This is a genomic window from Kitasatospora sp. NPDC056327, assembly GCF_042261735.1.
Taxonomy (GTDB): domain Bacteria; phylum Actinomycetota; class Actinomycetes; order Streptomycetales; family Streptomycetaceae; genus Kitasatospora.
Map to the genome: position 1 here is coordinate 39,081 of NZ_JBHJRC010000010.1, position 15,061 is coordinate 54,141.

Annotated in this window: 15 protein-coding genes and 1 pseudogene; 7 read left to right on the forward strand and 9 right to left on the reverse strand. The window is 74.5% G+C overall.

Annotated elements, in window-relative coordinates; translation table 11 throughout:
* Positions 1 to 139: 139 nt before the first annotated feature.
* Positions 140 to 883, reverse strand: coding sequence for an alpha/beta fold hydrolase (locus ACFCX4_RS03035; protein ID WP_376138382.1), 744 nt, complete (start codon positions 881 to 883; stop codon positions 140 to 142).
* A gap of 181 nt (positions 884 to 1,064) precedes the next feature.
* On the opposite strand from ACFCX4_RS03035, the gene ACFCX4_RS03040 reads away from it, so the two are divergent.
* Entirely contained in the window at positions 1,065 to 2,072 is a 1,008-nt protein-coding gene (locus tag ACFCX4_RS03040) for a helix-turn-helix transcriptional regulator (protein WP_376138383.1), read from the forward strand.
* A gap of 159 nt (positions 2,073 to 2,231) precedes the next feature.
* On the opposite strand, the gene ACFCX4_RS03045 is transcribed toward ACFCX4_RS03040, so the two are convergent.
* Positions 2,232 to 2,621, reverse strand: a complete 390-nt coding sequence (locus tag ACFCX4_RS03045) for a thioredoxin family protein (protein ID WP_376138384.1) — start codon at positions 2,619 to 2,621, stop codon at positions 2,232 to 2,234.
* Between the two features lie 180 nt (positions 2,622 to 2,801).
* Here ACFCX4_RS03045 and ACFCX4_RS03050 point away from each other — a divergent pair, with 180 nt between their 5' ends.
* The 4 genes and pseudogenes from ACFCX4_RS03050 to ACFCX4_RS03065 form a co-directional block, all read left to right on the forward strand.
* Positions 2,802 to 3,413 (forward strand): hypothetical protein, encoded by a 612-nt coding sequence (locus ACFCX4_RS03050; RefSeq protein ID WP_376138385.1) that lies wholly within the window; start codon positions 2,802 to 2,804, stop codon positions 3,411 to 3,413.
* Between the two features lie 178 nt (positions 3,414 to 3,591).
* Positions 3,592 to 4,152 carry a sigma-70 family RNA polymerase sigma factor gene (locus ACFCX4_RS03055; RefSeq protein ID WP_376138420.1) on the forward strand — a complete coding sequence of 187 codons (561 nt, stop codon included), beginning with the start codon at positions 3,592 to 3,594 and terminating at the stop codon, positions 4,150 to 4,152.
* Entirely contained in the window at positions 4,149 to 4,871 is a 723-nt protein-coding gene (locus ACFCX4_RS03060) for an anti-sigma factor family protein (RefSeq protein WP_376138386.1), read from the forward strand. Before ACFCX4_RS03055 ends, ACFCX4_RS03060 begins: the two co-directional genes overlap by 4 nt.
* Before the next feature lie 104 nt (positions 4,872 to 4,975).
* Positions 4,976 to 5,258: pseudogene (locus ACFCX4_RS03065) on the forward strand (IS110 family transposase); the annotation flags it as partial.
* A gap of 441 nt (positions 5,259 to 5,699) precedes the next feature.
* On the opposite strand, the gene ACFCX4_RS03070 reads toward ACFCX4_RS03065, so the two are convergent.
* Both ACFCX4_RS03070 and ACFCX4_RS03075 read right to left on the reverse strand, forming a co-directional pair.
* On the reverse strand, positions 5,700 to 6,230 hold the full coding sequence (locus tag ACFCX4_RS03070; RefSeq protein ID WP_376138422.1) for a DUF1990 family protein: 531 nt from the start codon (positions 6,228 to 6,230) through the stop codon (positions 5,700 to 5,702).
* A gap of 23 nt (positions 6,231 to 6,253) precedes the next feature.
* On the reverse strand, positions 6,254 to 7,099 hold the full coding sequence (locus tag ACFCX4_RS03075; protein WP_376138387.1) for a YndJ family protein: 846 nt from the start codon (positions 7,097 to 7,099) through the stop codon (positions 6,254 to 6,256).
* A gap of 183 nt (positions 7,100 to 7,282) precedes the next feature.
* Here ACFCX4_RS03075 and ACFCX4_RS03080 point away from each other — a divergent pair, with 183 nt between their 5' ends.
* Positions 7,283 to 7,552 carry a DUF1876 domain-containing protein gene (locus ACFCX4_RS03080; protein WP_376138388.1) on the forward strand — a complete coding sequence of 90 codons (270 nt, stop codon included), beginning with the start codon at positions 7,283 to 7,285 and terminating at the stop codon, positions 7,550 to 7,552.
* A gap of 338 nt (positions 7,553 to 7,890) precedes the next feature.
* Here ACFCX4_RS03080 and ACFCX4_RS03085 read toward each other — a convergent pair whose 3' ends face one another.
* From ACFCX4_RS03085 to ACFCX4_RS03105, 5 genes are all read right to left on the reverse strand, one after another.
* Complete coding sequence (locus tag ACFCX4_RS03085) at positions 7,891 to 8,331, reverse strand: PPOX class F420-dependent oxidoreductase (protein ID WP_376138389.1); 441 nt, start codon at positions 8,329 to 8,331, stop codon at positions 7,891 to 7,893.
* Positions 8,332 to 8,379: 48 nt separating this feature from the next.
* Positions 8,380 to 10,122 carry a cytochrome bc complex cytochrome b subunit gene (locus ACFCX4_RS03090; RefSeq protein ID WP_376138391.1) on the reverse strand — a complete coding sequence of 581 codons (1,743 nt, stop codon included), beginning with the start codon at positions 10,120 to 10,122 and terminating at the stop codon, positions 8,380 to 8,382.
* A 178-nt stretch (positions 10,123 to 10,300) separates the two neighbouring features.
* Positions 10,301 to 11,827: an MFS transporter gene (locus ACFCX4_RS03095; protein ID WP_376138392.1), complete on the reverse strand. Its 1,527-nt coding sequence runs from the start codon at positions 11,825 to 11,827 to the stop codon at positions 10,301 to 10,303.
* A 200-nt stretch (positions 11,828 to 12,027) separates the two neighbouring features.
* The gene (locus ACFCX4_RS03100; RefSeq protein WP_376138393.1) at positions 12,028 to 12,693 is read right to left on the reverse strand and encodes a TetR/AcrR family transcriptional regulator; all 666 of its coding nucleotides are present in this window, start codon (positions 12,691 to 12,693) and stop codon (positions 12,028 to 12,030) included.
* 113 nt (positions 12,694 to 12,806) lie between these two features.
* Entirely contained in the window at positions 12,807 to 13,403 is a 597-nt protein-coding gene (locus ACFCX4_RS03105; protein ID WP_376138394.1) for a GNAT family N-acetyltransferase, read from the reverse strand.
* 222 nt (positions 13,404 to 13,625) lie between these two features.
* On the opposite strand from ACFCX4_RS03105, the gene ACFCX4_RS03110 reads away from it, so the two are divergent.
* A complete protein-coding gene (locus tag ACFCX4_RS03110) occupies positions 13,626 to 15,014 on the forward strand; it encodes an ATP-grasp domain-containing protein (RefSeq protein ID WP_376138395.1) in 1,389 nt (462 codons plus the stop codon).
* The last annotated feature ends 47 nt before the right edge of the window (positions 15,015 to 15,061 follow it).

Below are 15,061 nucleotides of genomic sequence, written 5' to 3' on the forward strand. Positions count from 1 at the left end.
CCGCCCGGCCCGCGTCGCCCCGCCGGGCCCCGTTGCCCCGGCCGGTCCCGCTTCCCCCGACTGGAGGCGCGTTCCCGGTCCCGCGTCCCCGGCCGGGAACGCGTTCCCCGTCCCGCGTCCCCGGCCGGCCGCCCCGCGGCTACTCGACCTCGGCCAACTCCGCCAGCACCGCCGCCGTTTCGGCCGGCCGGGAGAACATCGGCCAGTGCCCCGTCGGCACCTCCCGCAGCTCCCACTCCGGCCCGCCGAGCGCGGCGAAGTACGGGTGCCCGGCGGCGATCATCTCCCGGACCTGTGCCAGCGGGATGGAACAGGACACCAGGCCCTTCGGCAGCTTCTCCGCCCCGCCGGTCAGCCGCACCGGCTCGGTGAGGGTGAGGCCGGGCTGGTCGCTCGCCCGCTCGCGGATCCGGGCGAGCCCGGCCTCGTCGATCCCCGCCGCGTCGGCGCCGCCCGAGGCGAGCACTTCCCAGGAGGGCATCGGCAGCCGCCAGCCGTCGACCAGCGAGTTCTCCAGCGCGGTGCGGTAGGCCGGGTCCCAGAGGTCGGCGATCGCGACGCCGTCGGCGATCGGACCGGAGTCGACCCAGACCACCCGGCGGATGCGCTCCGGCACCCGGTCGGCCGCGCCGGTGACGGCGATGCTGCCGCCGCTGTGCGCGACCAGCACCACGTCCCGGAGGTCCTCCCGGACCAACAGGTCGGTCAGATCGGCGATGTGGGCCTCCGCGCCGGTCCCGGGACCGGCCTCGCCGGCCCGCTCCGCGAGCCCGGGCAGGGTCACCGCGTGCACCGTGTGGCCGGCGGCGCGCAGCGGTTCGGCCACCGCGTCCCAGGCCCAGCCGCCGAGCCAGAAACCGGGGACGAGTACGAAGGTGCTCATGAGGAAGGTCCTCTCCTGGAGTTCTTTTCCTGAGGTACTGGGCCGCGCGGCCGCCGTTGCTCCGACCCTAGAATCAAAAGAGGACAGAACTCGACCGGATTTATCGGCCCGTCGAGCGATTCTGCTCCGGGGTGCGTGCGGGCGATCCGAGGCACCGGCCGACCCGAGGACCGGAGGATCCGTGGAACACCCGGTCAGCCGCACCCTGGCCCTGCTCGAACTCCTCCAGAACCGCCCCGGCCTCACCGGTGCCGAGCTGGCCGCCCGGCTGGAGGTCGACGTCCGCACCGTCCGCCGGTACGCCGCGCGGCTCGTCGAACTCGGCATCCCCGTCCAGGCCGACCGCGGCCGGTACGGCGGGTACCGGCTGATGCCGGGCTTCCGGCTGCCGCCGCTGATGCTCACCGGCGACGAGGCCGCCTCCGTGGTGCTCGGACTGCTGGCCGGCCGGCGGTCCGGCCTGTCGGTGGGCGAGCAGGCCGGGGAGTCGGCGCTCGCCAAGATCCAGCGGGTCCTGCCGCCGCACCTGCGGGACCGGATCGCGGCCGTCGAGCAGACCCTCGGACTGACCGCCGCGCCGGCCACCGGCCCCAGCCCCGCCGCCGGCCCGCTGTTCACCCTCGCCGATGCGGCCCGCCGCCGGCGCCGCGTCCGGCTCGACTACCGGGACCGCGAGGGCGCGCCCAGCGAGCGCGAGTTCGACCCGTACGGGCTGGTCTTCCACTCCGGCCGCTGGTACACCACGGGTCTGGACCACCGCAGCGGCGAGCAGCGGACCTTCCGGCTGGACCGGATCCGCGCGGCCGAACCGTGCGAGACCGGGTTCGAACCGCCGGCCGGCGTCGACCCGGTGCAGCGGGTGCTGGAGTCGCTGGCCGCGGTGCCGTGGACGCACGAGGTCGAGGTCCTCCTCTCGACCACGCTCGCGGAGGCCCGCCACCGCATCCCGCCCACGGCCGGCACGGTCACCGGCACCGGGGACGGCCGCGTCCTGTTCCGCGCGCGGGCCGAACGGCTCGACGGCATGGCCGTGATGCTGGCCGGCCTCGGCTGGCCGTTCACCGTCCGCCGTCCCGCCGCCCTCCAGGACGAACTCCGCGCCCTCGCCGCCCGCCTCGCGGCCTGGAGCGCGGACGCCGGTCCGGCGGTGGGGGAGCCGACAGCCGGGGAGCCGACAGCCGGGGACTGAGGCCGGGGACCGAGGGCGGGGACAGAGAGCGGGGACCGAGGGCCTGGGCCGGGAGCCGGAACCGCAGTCGCGGGGCCCGAACGCGCGAAGGCGAGCCCCGGGGCGGAGGGACCGCCCCGGAACTCGCCGTCGCGAAAGGGCCGCGCGTGCGGCCGGCCGTCAGGCCTGCGGGCCGGCGGCCTGCTCCGCCGCCACCTTGCGCTTCACCTCGGCCATGTCCAGGCCGCGGGCCTGGCCGATGAGGTCCTCGAACACCGGCTCGGGCAGCGCGCCCGCCTGCGAGAAGACGAGCACACCCTCACGGATGATCGCCAAGGTCGGGATCGACTGGATGCCGAAGGCCGCGGCCAGCTCCTGCTGCGCCTCGGTGTCCACCTTGGCGAAGACGAGGTCCGGATGCCGCTCGGCGGCCTTCTCGAACACCGGCGCGAACTGACGGCACGGGCCGCACCAGGCCGCCCAGAAGTCGATGAAGACGAAATCCTTGCCGTCCGCGCCGGGGACGATGTCGTCGAAGTTCTCCTTGGTCAGCTCGACCGTGCTGCTCATGTCGCGATTCCTGCCCTTCCGGTGGTGGCGGTCAAGGCCATGTGCCCGCGACAACGGCTGCCGCCCGCGAGCTATTCCGCGGACCCTACCGCGTCGTCCGTTGAGCGGACACCGGCCCGCATCCGTACCGGAGGGTGTCCGGCACCGACGTGCACCGGCACCCACCGGGGAGCTGTCACCATGCGCACCAACCGTCGCACCGGGGGGCCGGGGGACGACGGGGGCGGCGGCCCGGGCCGCCGCCCCGGCCACCGGCCCGGCCGGCTCGCCCTGTTCACCGCGTCCGGACTGGCCGCGGCCGCCCTGGTGGCCGGCTGCGGCTCGTCCGGAACCGGCGGCCCGCCGCCGGCCATGCCGCCCGCCGCGCCCTCGGCGCCCGCGGCACCCGCCGCGCCCGGCACCAACGGCGCCACCCTGCGGACCACCACCGACCCCCACCTGGGCACCATCGTCACCGACAGTGCCGGCTACACCCTCTACCGCTTCGACCGGGACAGCGCCGACCCGCCCACCGCCACCTGCAACGGCGGCTGCGCCGCGATCTGGCCACCCGTCCCGGCCGACGGCGCGACGGTCACCGTCAGTGGCGTCGACGCCGGTCTGGTCGGCACCGTCACCCGCGCCGACGGCAGCCGACAGCTCACCCTCGCGGGCCGGCCGCTCTACCGCTACGCGCCCGACCAACGGCCCGGCGACACCAGGGGCCAGGGCGTCGACGGCACCTGGTTCGCGGTGACCCCCACCGGGGACCGGGCCGCCGCGCCGAGCGGTCCCGCCGGCCCCGGCTACTGAGCCCGCCCTCCGGCCGGGCCGCCTGCCCGGCCCGTTCGGCCCCGTCCGTTCGGCCCGCCCGTTCGGCCCGGTCCGCCGACCCGGCCGCACGGCGCGGGGCCCGGACCGGAGCCCGTCCCGACCGTCCCCGCCGGGGGCGGCGACCCTCGACCCGGAGGCACGGGTGCGCAAGGATGTGATGGTGACCGAGGAGCCTCCCGGTGGCGGCCGCCCGGCCGCCCGGGGCGCGCCGGCACCTGACGAGGAGCTGATGCGCGCGCTCTACCGCGAGCACGCCGGGCCGCTGTACGGCTTCGTCCTCCACCTGGTCGCCGGGGACCGCCAACGCGCCGAGGACGTCGTGCAGGAGACGCTGCTGCGGGCCTGGCGCAACCTCCACCGGCTGGACCCGGCCGCCGGTTCCCCCCGGCCCTGGCTCGCCACCGTCGCCCGGCGGATCGTCATCGACGAGCACCGTGCCGAACTCGCCCGGCCGCGCGAAGTGGACTCCGTCCCGCTGGAGTTGCTGCCCGCCGAGGACGAGCTGGACCGCGCGCTGCGGATGATGACCGTCGCGGACGCGCTCGGCGAACTCTCGCCCGCGCACCGCGAGGCGATCGTCGAGACCTACTTCAAGGGCCGCACCGCCAACGAGGCCGCCGCCGAACTCGGCATACCCGCGGGCACCGTGCGCTCACGGGTCCACTACGCGCTGCGCGCGCTGAGGCTCGCGCTGGAGGAACGGGGAGTGACATCGTGACACCGTCCCGGCCCCAGCCCCAGCCCCAGCCCCCGCCCCGGCCTCCGCACTCCGACGCGGGCGCCTACGCCCTCGGCGTCCTGGACCCGGTCGAGCGCGCCGCCTTCGAGGCCCACCTCGCCACCGGCTGCCCGCAGTGCACCGAGCTGCTGTCCGAACTCGCCCCCGTGGAGGCGCTGCTGGGGGAGTACGCGGCCGCCGCGGACCTCGTGAACCCCGTCCCCCGCCCGGATCCGGTGCTGCTCGACCGGCTGGTGGCGGAGGTGCGGGCGAGCCGTCGGCGGGGGAAGGTCCGGCGGCTGGTGCTGGTCGCCGCCGCCGCGGCGCTGACGATCGCCGGCCCGGTGGTGACCGCCACCGTCATCACCGCGGACTCCCCGCCCGCCGTGACCGCCACCGCGGCCGCCCACCGGTTCACCGCCACGGACCCGGCGACCGGCGCGCACGCCGTCGTCGGCGTCGACACCGCGCCCTGGGGCAGCCGCGTGACCCTCGAACTCTCCGGCGTCCAGGGCCCGCTGACCTGCCACCTGGTCGCCGTCTCCAGCACCGGCGCCCACCAGACGGTGACCACCTGGAACGTCCCCGCCACCGGCTACCCCGCCACCACCCCCCTCCACACCACCGGCGGCACCGCCTATCCACCCCCCGCCATCGACCACTTCGAGATCCGCACCCTCGACACCGACACCCTCCTCCTCACCATCCCCACCCCCTGACCTTTCCGGCGAACACCGACGCCGCCAATCCCGGCCCCGTGGACGGTGCCGGGGCACCGGGGGCGACCGTCGAGCCGTGGACGGACACCCACCCGACGGTGGACGCCTCCTGCGCCGGCCCCCCCGCGACCCGCAGTTCCCGATCCTCCGGACGCGGCGAGCAACCCTCACGCCGCGGCAACAAGCAGCTGGAACGGGCCTTCTTCCCGGCCGCGTCCGCCTCCCTCGGCGACCCGGCCTCCCGCGCGTACCACGACAGGAAGATCGGCCCAGGGCAAACGGCACACCCAGGCCCTCCGCCGCCTGGCCGGACGCAGGGTCGACGTCCTCTTCGCCGTGCTCCGCGACGGCACCTTCCACGGACCCCGGCCTGCCGGATCGGCCTGAACCGCCGAGAGCCCGCCCAGCCCCGGCCCCCAGCTGCTCGAACTCCGCCGCGGAAGTCCCGGCTGCCCGGGACCGGTCCTGCCGGCCGTCCATGGGGCCCTCGGCGAGAACTCCGTACTGCCGTTCACAGCGGCCCCCACGTCGTCATTCCGCCGTCCTGGTGCACGGCCTTGACCGGAGATCCATAGGGGCACCTCCTGGCGCCTTCTGCATACGCAGGCTCTGCGAATGCAGGTGGTACATGAGAAGTCGGCCCGGCCGACTTCCTGTGCCTTGCCGGCTCGGTGAGGCGCGCGGGTCACCGGCATCCCCGGTATTCCCGCCCCGCTTGTCCTCCGTGGGGCTCGTGGTGGTGGTCCGCATTGCCTGCGGAGGCAGTTGGCACGTGAGAAGTCGGCCCGGCCGACTTCCTGCGTTGGCCACGGCCGGGCGCCTGTGCGCCTACGCGCCGGCCGTGGCCGCGATGCGGGTGAGGGCGCGGGTGCAGAGGTGGGCGAAGAGGTGTTGGGCGAGGGGGAGGAGGGGGCCGGCGAGGCGGGCGTACCAGCGGTGGGGGCGGCTGAAGGCGTTCACGGTGAACCACACCGTGCCGTCCGGCTCCAGTTCCACCACGAACGTCTCCTCACCCACCGCGAGGTGGCCCCGGCGGGTGCCGTAGGTGAAGCCGTGACGGTCGCCGGTGGTTCCGCCGCCCGTGCTCCGCACCACCCGGCACGGGGCGGACGCCCGCAGCGGGCCGAGGCCGATGGCGCAGTGGACGGCGACGCCCGGGGCGGCGCGGTCGGCGCCGGCGGTGATCCGGACGCCGGCGGCCCGGTGCATCCGCCAGTCGAGGACGGCCGCGCCGGCGGCGTCCAGGGCGGCGCGGCCGTGGCCGATCCGGGCGCGGTGGCGGAGGTGGTTGTACCCGGGAGGGAGCGGGGCGCCGAGGTCGCCGCTGGCGCCGACCTCGGGGTAGCAGAGGTCGCTCAGGTCGCCGAGGTCGCCGAGGTCGTTCATCGGACGCGCTCCGCAGGGGTCGGGGCGAGACGGCGCCAGGCGAGCAGCGAGCACAGGGCGAAGCCGAGGGCGTTGCCGACGCCGTGGGTGGCGGCCATCCAGCCGAGGGTGGGGTGGGGGAGTCCGGAGGCCTCGCCGAGCGCCCACCAGAGGGCGAGCAGCATGGTGACGGCGAGGACGGCGGCCGAGACGCCGAGCAGGACCGGCGTGGCGCGGTCGTCGGCGCGGGTCCGCAGGTCGCGCCAGGTGAGCAGGCCGACCAGCCACATGCCGGCGGTGAGGACGGCGGCGCCGGCGAGTTCGGCCCAGTCGCCGACGAAGTAGCCGCCCAGCACGAGCAGGGTCCCGGCCGGCACGCTGAGCGCGGCCCAGCGGCCGGTCCGCCGGGCGGGGGCGGCACGGCAGACGAGCCCGGCGACCAGCGCGGCGGTGAATCCGGCGTAGTGGAAGTGCGGGACGGTCAGGGCCAGGACGTCGAGGTCGAAGCCGAACAGGCGGTGTCCGGAGCGTTCCGCGACGAGGGCGGTTCCGGCGACCGAGGGAGTCGCCAGTGCGGTGAGCACGGCGATCTCGGGCGGTGCCAGGGAGCGGGTGCGGGCCAGGCGGAGCGGGGCGCGGGCGGCGAGGGCGAGGGTGCCGAGCGCGTACAGCGCGGCGCTGCCGGTGGCGAGCGGGCCGCGCGGCAGCCAGAGCGAGAGGGCTCCTGGGACGGCGGCGAGCGGCCAGAGGCGGCGCAGCCGGGCGAGGCCGGGCTCGTCGATCAGGGCCAGGCCGAGCGGGACGACCGCGCCCATGGCGAGCAGGACCAGCAGGTCGACCAGCTCGGCGGTTCCTCGCCCCATGACGGCCCGCACCTCCCTTGAACGCGTTCAAACCCATCTCGCGCGCCGACTCTACGCCCCGGATTGAACGCGTTCAAGTCCTGCTCCGGTGCAGGTCGCACGGCCTGCCCTGGTGCTCACGGCCGGGGCGGCGCACCCTGGAGGAGTAGCCGGACGAGAAGCGACCGTCGGAGGTGATCCGCCATGCAGACTCTTGTCGGTTGGCACATCGAGATGGAATTCCGCGAGGAAGGGGCGAGGACGACCGCCGCCGCCCTTCTGCGGCTGGGCGACGGGACGGAACTGCGCGCGCACGGCTCCGCCAGCCGTCACCCCTCCGACCCGGACCAGTTGCGGGTCGGCGAGGAGATCGCGGCGGCGCGGGCGCTCAGCGACCTCACCTCGCAGCTGCTCACCAAGGCCCACGGCGAGATCCAGGAGGTCAGTCCGGTCCCGACCCACCCGCTGACGTGACTCGGCCGGATGGTGCCGCGGGACCGGCCGGCCGTCGCGCGCGCATCCCGTTGATCTGCCCGCGCTGCGGCCGGGAGCAGCGGGTGGTGCCGGGCGGGCCCGGCCGGGCCGTCAAGGTGGTGCACGCCGGGACCGGGCGGGAGGCCTGCGAGCCCGGAGACCTCGCCCGCGCCCCGGACGACGGCGCGCCCTGAACGGCACGCCCCCGCGCCCCGACCCCCGAGCAGCAGCCCGCCCACGGCCCCGCCCACCCCGGACCGGGCCCCGGACGCGGGAGGGGCCGGCCCGACGGGTCCGCGTGCCCGCCCGGCCGGCCCCCGATCGGGCCGGGACCCCGCTCAGTTCGGACAGTACGTCGTCGGCACCTGCCACTCCGGCCCGATCAGCCGCTGCTCCAGCTCGTTGAGCGTGATCCTGATGCCGACCGTCCCCGCCAGCCCGAGCCGCATCCGGCTGCGGGCCAGGGCCAGGAACGCCGTCAGACCGTACTTGTTGATCAGCGAGGTGCGGTAGCGGGCGGTGTCGTCCGCGTCGCAGACGGCGGCGCGGGCCGGGAGCTGGCGTCCCGTCGGGCGTCCGTGCGCGTCGCACGGGCCGACCAGCACCTTGGGGTGTCGCCGGATCCGCTCCGCCTCACCGGAGTGGGCGGGCGTCCAGATGCCGAGGGCGGTACCGTCGGCGACCACCCAGATCTGCGAGCGGACCTGACGGCCGTCCTCGCCGTAGGTGGTGAGCAGGAGGTATCTGCTGTCGGCCAACTGGTCGGTACGGTCGTGCACGGTGTCCTCCCTCTCCGGTTCGGCGGGCGGGTGCGGACGGTCGCGGTCTCAGTGGCCGCGTCCGCCACTGCTCTCGTGGCGCTCGGTGACGGCGTGCTGGTCGGTGACGGCGTGCTGCTCGGAACTGGCACGGTGCGGGTCGGACCCGGACCGCCCGTCGTGCCCGTCCGGCCCGGAGGGACCGTGGTGCGCGGCTGCCCGGTGGAACTCCTCTGCGGTGGGCCCGGGGATCCGGGCGCCCCCGCCGTACAGCCCACGGGACAGCCTCGCACGGGCCCGGTCAAGCACCCCGGCCGGGTGGACCACTCCATTGTCGTCCACGGCGGCGGGCAGTTCGAGGGCGCGCGGCTGCTCGTGCGCGGTGAGCCGGTGCAGTTCGGCGGGTGCGAGCGGGGCGTGCACCTCCACGAACTCGCCGTGCGGCAGGCGCTTGACGACGCCGGTCTCGCGGCCGTGCAGCACCTTCTCGCGGTCCCGCCGCTGGAGCCCCAGGCACCAGCGCCTGGTGACGACGAAGACGGCCACCGGGACGACGAAGAATCCCACCCGGACGGCGTAGGTGATGGAGTTGAGCGACAGGTGCAGGTGGGTGGCGATGAGGTCGTTGCCGCCGCCGGCCAGCGTCACCAGGTAGAGCGAGATCCAGGCGGCGCCGAGCGCGGTGCGCACGGGGGCGTTGCGCGGGCGGTCGAGCAGGTGGCGTTCGCGCCTGTCGTCGGTGGCCCAGGCCTCCACGAACGGGTGGACGGCGATCGCGCCCAGCACGAGCGGGAAGAGCGAGAACGGGATCAGCACGCCGAGGTTGAGGGTGTGCCCCCACAGGCCGACCTCCCACCCCGGCATCACCCGGACGAGTCCCTCGGCGAAGCCCATGTACCAGTCGGGCTGGGCGTCCGTGGAGACCTGGTCCGGGCGGTACGGGCCGTACGCCCAGATCGGGTTGATCGTGGCGATCGCCGAGACGGCGGCGATCACGCCGAAGACCAGGAAGAAGAACCCGCCGGCCTTGGCCAGGTAGACCGGCATCAGCGGCATGCCGACGACGTTGCGCTCGGTCCGCCCGGGCCCGGCCCACTGGGTGTGCTTGTGGTGGAAGACCAGGATCAGGTGGGCGACCAGCAGGCCGAGCATGACCCCGGGGATCAGCAGCACGTGGATGGTGAAGAACCGCGGCACGATGTCGGTGCCCGGGAACTCGCCGCCGAACATGAACATCTGGACGTAGGTGCCGACCAGCGGGACGGCGAGGACCGCGCCCTCGACGAAGCGGAGGCCGGTCCCGGAGAGCAGGTCGTCGGGCAGCGAGTAGCCGAAGAAGCCGTCGAGCATGCCGAGGAAGAGCAGCAGGAATCCGAAGAGCCAGTTGATCTCGCGCGGCTTGCGGAACGCTCCGGTGAAGAAGACCCGCATCATGTGGACGAACATCGCGGCGATGAAGACGAGCGCCGCCCAGTGGTGGATCTGGCGGATCAGCAGACCGCCGCGCACCTCGAAGCTGATGTCGACGGTCGAGGCGTAGGCCCCGGACATCGGCACGCCCTTGAGCGGGACGTACGAGCCGTCGTAGACGACCTCGCCCATGGAGGGCTTGAAGAACAGGGTCAGCCAGACGCCGGTCAGGATGATGATCACAAAGGTGTACAGGCAGATCTCGCCCAGCATGAAGGACCAGTGGTCCGGGAAGATCTTGCGCAGGTTGGCCCTGGCCAGGGTGTAGATCCCCAGCCGGCCGTCGGCCCAGTCGGCGGCGCGTTGTCCGCGTCCGCCGGCGGTGCTCTGATTCCGGGTCATGTCCACGCACCTCGGTCGAAGTGAAGCGGGGAGCTATCCCCGTTTCTGGGCTCGACCAGAATAACCGGGGACTCTTCCCCATTTCCACGGCGGGGGTGCCCGGAGACGGCGAACGGCCCGCCCGGTGCCGTGAAGACACCGGGCGGGCCGCAGCGCACCGTCGCGTACCCCGCGAGGGTCAGTGCACGAGCACCGGCACCTCGTTGGCGTCCGCCGCGCCCGTGCCCTCGCCCGCGCCGCCGGAGCCGGGGCGGCCGGCGTTGATCAGCACGAAGGCGATCGCGGCGGCCAGCACCAGGATCCCGAAGGACCACCAGATCGCGGTCGAGAAGCCCTCGACCATGCCCTGGAACTGCACCGCCCTGGCGGCGGCCGGGCTGGTCGCGGCGCCCGCGTGGGCCGCCAGCCAGGTGGTGGTGGCGCTCGCCGCGATGGTGTTCAGCAGTGCGGTGCCGATGGCGCCGCCGACCTGCTGCGAGGTGTTGACCATGGCCGACGCCACACCGGCGTCGCGCGGCTCGACGCCGTGCGTGGCCAGGCTCATGGCCGGCATGAACGCGGTGCCCATGCCGAGGCCCATCAGGACCAGGCCGGGCAGGATCAGCGCCGGGTAGGAGGTGTCCAGGTCGATCTGGGTCAGCATGAGCATGCCGATCGAGGCGACCAGGAAGCCGGGGGCCATCAGGTACCGCGCCGGGACGCGGGTCATCAGCCGGGCGCCGATCTGGGTCGAGCCGGTGATCATGCCCGCCACCATCGGCAGGAAGGCCACGCCGGTCAGGACCGGGCTGTAGTCGAGCACGATCTGCAGGTAGTAGGTCAGGAACAGGAAGAGACCGAACATGCCGATCACGGCCAGGCCCAGCGACAGGTAGACCCCGCCGCGGTTGCGGTCCAGCACGACGCGCAGCGGCAGCAGCGGCGCCTTGACCTTCTGCTCGACCAGGGCGAACGCTCCCAGCAGCACGGCGGCGGCGACGAACAGGCCGATGGTCACGCCCGAGCCCCAGCCGTCCGACTCGGCGCGGGTGAAGCCGTAGACCAGGGCGACCAGGCCGGTGGTGACCAGCAGGACGCCGGGGACGTCGAGCTTGTTGCGGTTGCGGCCCTCGGCGGGCTCGCGGATCACCATGACCGCGCCCACGGCGGCGACCACGGCGAACGGGATGTTGACGAAGAAGGTCCAGCGCCAGTTCATGTACTCGGTGAGCAGGCCGCCGAGGATCAGGCCGATCGCGCCGCCACCGCCGGCGATCGCGCCGTAGATGCCGAACGCCTTGGCGCGCTCCTTGGCCTCGGTGAACATGACGGCCAGCAGGGAGAGCGCGGCCGGCGCCAGCAGTGCGCCGAAGACGCCCTGGAGGGCGCGGGCGCCGAGCAGCATCGCGGTGTTGGCGGCGGCGCCGCCCAGGGCGGAGGCCAGCGCGAAGCCGGTCAGGCCGACGATGAAGGTCCGCTTGCGCCCCCACAGGTCGGCCACCCGGCCGCCGAAGAGCAGCAGACCGCCGAAGGCGAGCGCGTACGCGGTGATCACCCACTGGCGGTTGCCGTCGGTGATGCCGAGGTCCTTCTGGGCGGAGGGCAGCGCGATGTTCACGATGGTGGCGTCGAGGACGACCATCAGCTGCGCCAGGCCGATGAATATCAGGGCCTTCCAGCGCCTCGGATCGGGCTGGGTGGCGGGCAGGGCGTCGGTTCGTGGCATGGGGGTACTCAATTCACGGTGCGGATGGGTGCGGAAAGGTGCGGAACGGCACACGAAGGGTGCGGAAGCCGTGGGAGCGCGCGGGCACGGCACGGCACGCGGCGGTCACTCGTCGCCGTCCCGCGGTGCGCGGTGGCGGAGGGGCGCCGCGCGGCCGGGCCGGCGCGCGTCGGGGCGCGCCGTGCGGCCGGCGCTACGGATCAGTGGTCGCTGTGGAAGTCCTCGAAGGTCGCGGGGCGGCCGGGCAGGAGGGAACGGGCGGGTGCCCGCATGCCGTCCAGGAACAGTTGCAGGTGCCGGTGGACGAAATCCCCCATGACGTGGCACGAGGTGCCCGGCAGCGGGCGGGTGAGCTGGCTGATGGCGATGAACAGGTCGCCGTGGTCGACGTCGGGCCGGAGTTCGCCCGCCGCCTTCGCCCGGTCCAGGAGTCCGCCGACGACACCGAGCAGCCGCTCGCGGGCCTCGACCAGATCGGGGTCGTGCAGATCGATCCGGTCGGTGAGCATCGGGCAGAGTGCGCCGAGTTTCTCGTCGACCGTCTCGTGCGCGAACCGCTCCAGGGCGTCGAACGGGCCGACGACCTCGGTGGCCGCCCGCTCGGCGATCGCCACGACGCGGTTCTTGACGTGCAGCGCCACCTCGCGGATCAGCGCCACCCTGGTGGGGAAGTTCCGGTAGAGCGTAGCGTTTCCGACGCCCGCCCGCTTCGCGATTTCGTCCAGGGGCGCGTCCGCGCCGTGCTCGACGAGCGCGTCCCGGGCCGCCAGGAGGATCCGCTCGCGGTTGCGGCTCGCGTCCGCACGCAGTCTGGGCGTGCGGACCGGCCCCGCTTCGCGGGCCGTCCGGTGGGCGACGGTGGTCACGGGTCTGCTCCTCCCGGGAAAACGGCTTCCGGGGAGTCACTCCCCGCTTAGTCCTACGAAGGGCTAAACGGGGAATCGCTCCCCGGAAATTTCGTACCCGGACGTGACCTGCGTCACATGGCTCCGACGGTTCCGCCGGGGCCCGCCGCGCCCGCCGCGGCGACCGGCCGGCGCAGCGGGATCTCGAAGTGGACGGTGGCCACGCCGGGGCCGTGCTCGCCGGTCGGCCGGGCGTCGTAGACCTCCTCGGCGAGGCTGCGCCAGAACGGCTCGGCCCCGGCGATCTCCGTGTTGGTGTGCAGGTAGAGCCGCCGGTAGCCGCCCTCCCCGGCGGCGAACTCGCGGGCCCGGTGGACCAGCTCGCGGGCCAGTCCGTGCCGGCGGTGCTCGGCCCGGACGTAGACCCGGACCAGCTGGGCGGTCGTCCCGGACGGGTAGCGCTCGGCGATCTCGCGCGGGTGCGGCGGGTGGAGCGGTCCGGCGGAGTGCAGGGCGGTGGTGGCGACCACCTCGCCGTCGTGCACGGCGACCAGCAGGGCGTGCCGGGGGTGGTCCAGGTAGTGGCTCTGGAGGTCCACGACGTCGGCGTGCCAGTCGGGCACGTAGCCGTAGCCGAACTCCCGGTAGAACGTGTCCAGGATCAGCCGGCGCGCTCCGGGCACGTCCTGCGGGAGCGCATGGCGGACGACATAGGGGAAATGACGGTTCATCAGACGGCTCCGGCAGGGCTGCGGCGGGGCGGGTGAGGGCCAGAGTACATGAAAATCAATTTCATCTGATGCCCCGGCGGATGTCTCGGCCGGGCGTGTTGAAAATGAAAACGAATCCCGTTACGGTCCTGCCTGTTCGCCGTGTCGGACGTACCGGCCGGGTCCGCCGCCGGCGTGTCCGCCGCGTCCGCCGTGCCGTCGTGTCCGTCGAAAGGGAGAGTCGTGGCGCATCTGCTGGTGATCGAGAGCTGGGTCGGCTCCATGAGCAGGTTGCTGCCCCGGGCGCTGGGGGAGGGCGGCCACCGCTTCACCTTCCTCACCCGCGACCTGCACCACTACCTGCGGGCCACCACCCCCGCCGACGGCCCGCACCCGCTGCTCGCCGCCGAGAACATCCTCACCGCCGACACCAACGACCCGGACGCGCTGCTCCCGTTCGCCGAACGGCTGCACGGGCTGCTCGGCTTCGACGGCGTGCTCTCCTCCTGCGACTACTACCTGCCGCAGGTCGCCAGGGTGGCCCACCGGCTCGGCCTGCCCGGGCCCGCGCCCGCGGCGGTCACCGACGCCTGCCGCAAGGACCTCACCCGCCGGCGGCTCGCCGAGGCCGGTGTCGGCGGGCCCGCGTACGCGCTCTGTACCGACCGGGCGCAGGCCTGTGCCGCCGCCCGGGAGATCGGCTACCCGCTGGTCGTCAAGCCGGTCGACCTGTGCGCCGGGATGTTCGTCACCGAGGTCCGCGACGAGGGCGGACTCCTCGCGGCGATGCGAGCGCTGGACGCCTTCCCGGTCAACGCGCGCGGCCAGCGGCGGGAGACGGCGGTGCTGCTGGAGGAACTGCTCACCGGGCCCGAGGTCAGCGTCGAGACGGTCTCCGCGGACGGCGTCGCGCACGTCGTCGGGATCACCGACAAGAGCGTCGGCGGCGCGCCCGCCTTCGTCGAGACCGGCCACATGTTCCCCGCGGCCCTGGACCCGGCCGAGGCCGCGGCCGCCGCCGGCACGGCCGTCGCCGCGCTCACCGCGCTGGGGCTCGACCAGGTCGTCGCGCACACCGAGATCAAGCTCACCCCCGCCGGGCCGCGCGTGGTCGAGGTCAACCCCCGGCCGGCCGGGAACCGGATCACCGAGCTGGTCCGGCGGGTCACCGGGGTCGACCTGGCCGCCGCCGCCGTCGACGTCGCCCTCGGCCGTCGGCCCGACCTCACCGTGCACCCGACCGGGGTCGCCAGCGCCGCGATCGCCTTCCTCGTGCCCGGGGACGGGCAGGCGGGGCTGCTGGACGGCTTCGACGGCGAGGAGGACGTCCGGAACGACCCCGCGGTGGTCGAACTCGGCCTCGCCGGGGCCGGGCGCGCCGTGCGGCCGGCCACCAGCAACAACGAGTACCTCGGGCACGTGATGACCGCCGACACCGGCGGGGCCGGGGCGCGCCGCACGGCCGAGCGGCTGCTCGCCGGGCTCACCCCCCGCTTCGCCGGCGCCGACCGGGTCGCCGGGCCGGCCGCACCGGTTGCGCCCGCCGGGCCCACCGTGCCGGTCGCGCCGGCCGTTCCGGCCGCCGGGCGTGCCGCGGAGTCCGTGGCCGGATCCACGGCGGTGCCGGCGTGAGCGCCGCCGCGACCCGGAGTGCCACGGCCCCGGGAGCCCGGACCCCG

Bases quoted from the DNA above. Each gene is read 5' to 3' on its own strand.
- ACFCX4_RS03080 (WP_376138388.1), top strand. From the start codon at position 7,283: ATGCAGACTCTTGTCGGTTGGCACATCGAGATGGAATTCCGCGAGGAA.
- ACFCX4_RS03090 (WP_376138391.1), bottom strand. From the start codon at position 10,122: ATGACCCGGAATCAGAGCACCGCCGGCGGACGCGGACAACGCGCCGCC.
- ACFCX4_RS03095 (WP_376138392.1), bottom strand. From the start codon at position 11,827: ATGCCACGAACCGACGCCCTGCCCGCCACCCAGCCCGATCCGAGGCGC.
- ACFCX4_RS03045 (WP_376138384.1), bottom strand. From the start codon at position 2,621: ATGAGCAGCACGGTCGAGCTGACCAAGGAGAACTTCGACGACATCGTC.
- ACFCX4_RS03050 (WP_376138385.1), top strand. From the start codon at position 2,802: ATGCGCACCAACCGTCGCACCGGGGGGCCGGGGGACGACGGGGGCGGC.
- ACFCX4_RS03105 (WP_376138394.1), bottom strand. From the start codon at position 13,403: ATGAACCGTCATTTCCCCTATGTCGTCCGCCATGCGCTCCCGCAGGAC.
- ACFCX4_RS03035 (WP_376138382.1), bottom strand. From the start codon at position 883: ATGAGCACCTTCGTACTCGTCCCCGGTTTCTGGCTCGGCGGCTGGGCC.
- ACFCX4_RS03075 (WP_376138387.1), bottom strand. From the start codon at position 7,099: ATGGGGCGAGGAACCGCCGAGCTGGTCGACCTGCTGGTCCTGCTCGCC.
- ACFCX4_RS03055 (WP_376138420.1), top strand. From the start codon at position 3,592: ATGGTGACCGAGGAGCCTCCCGGTGGCGGCCGCCCGGCCGCCCGGGGC.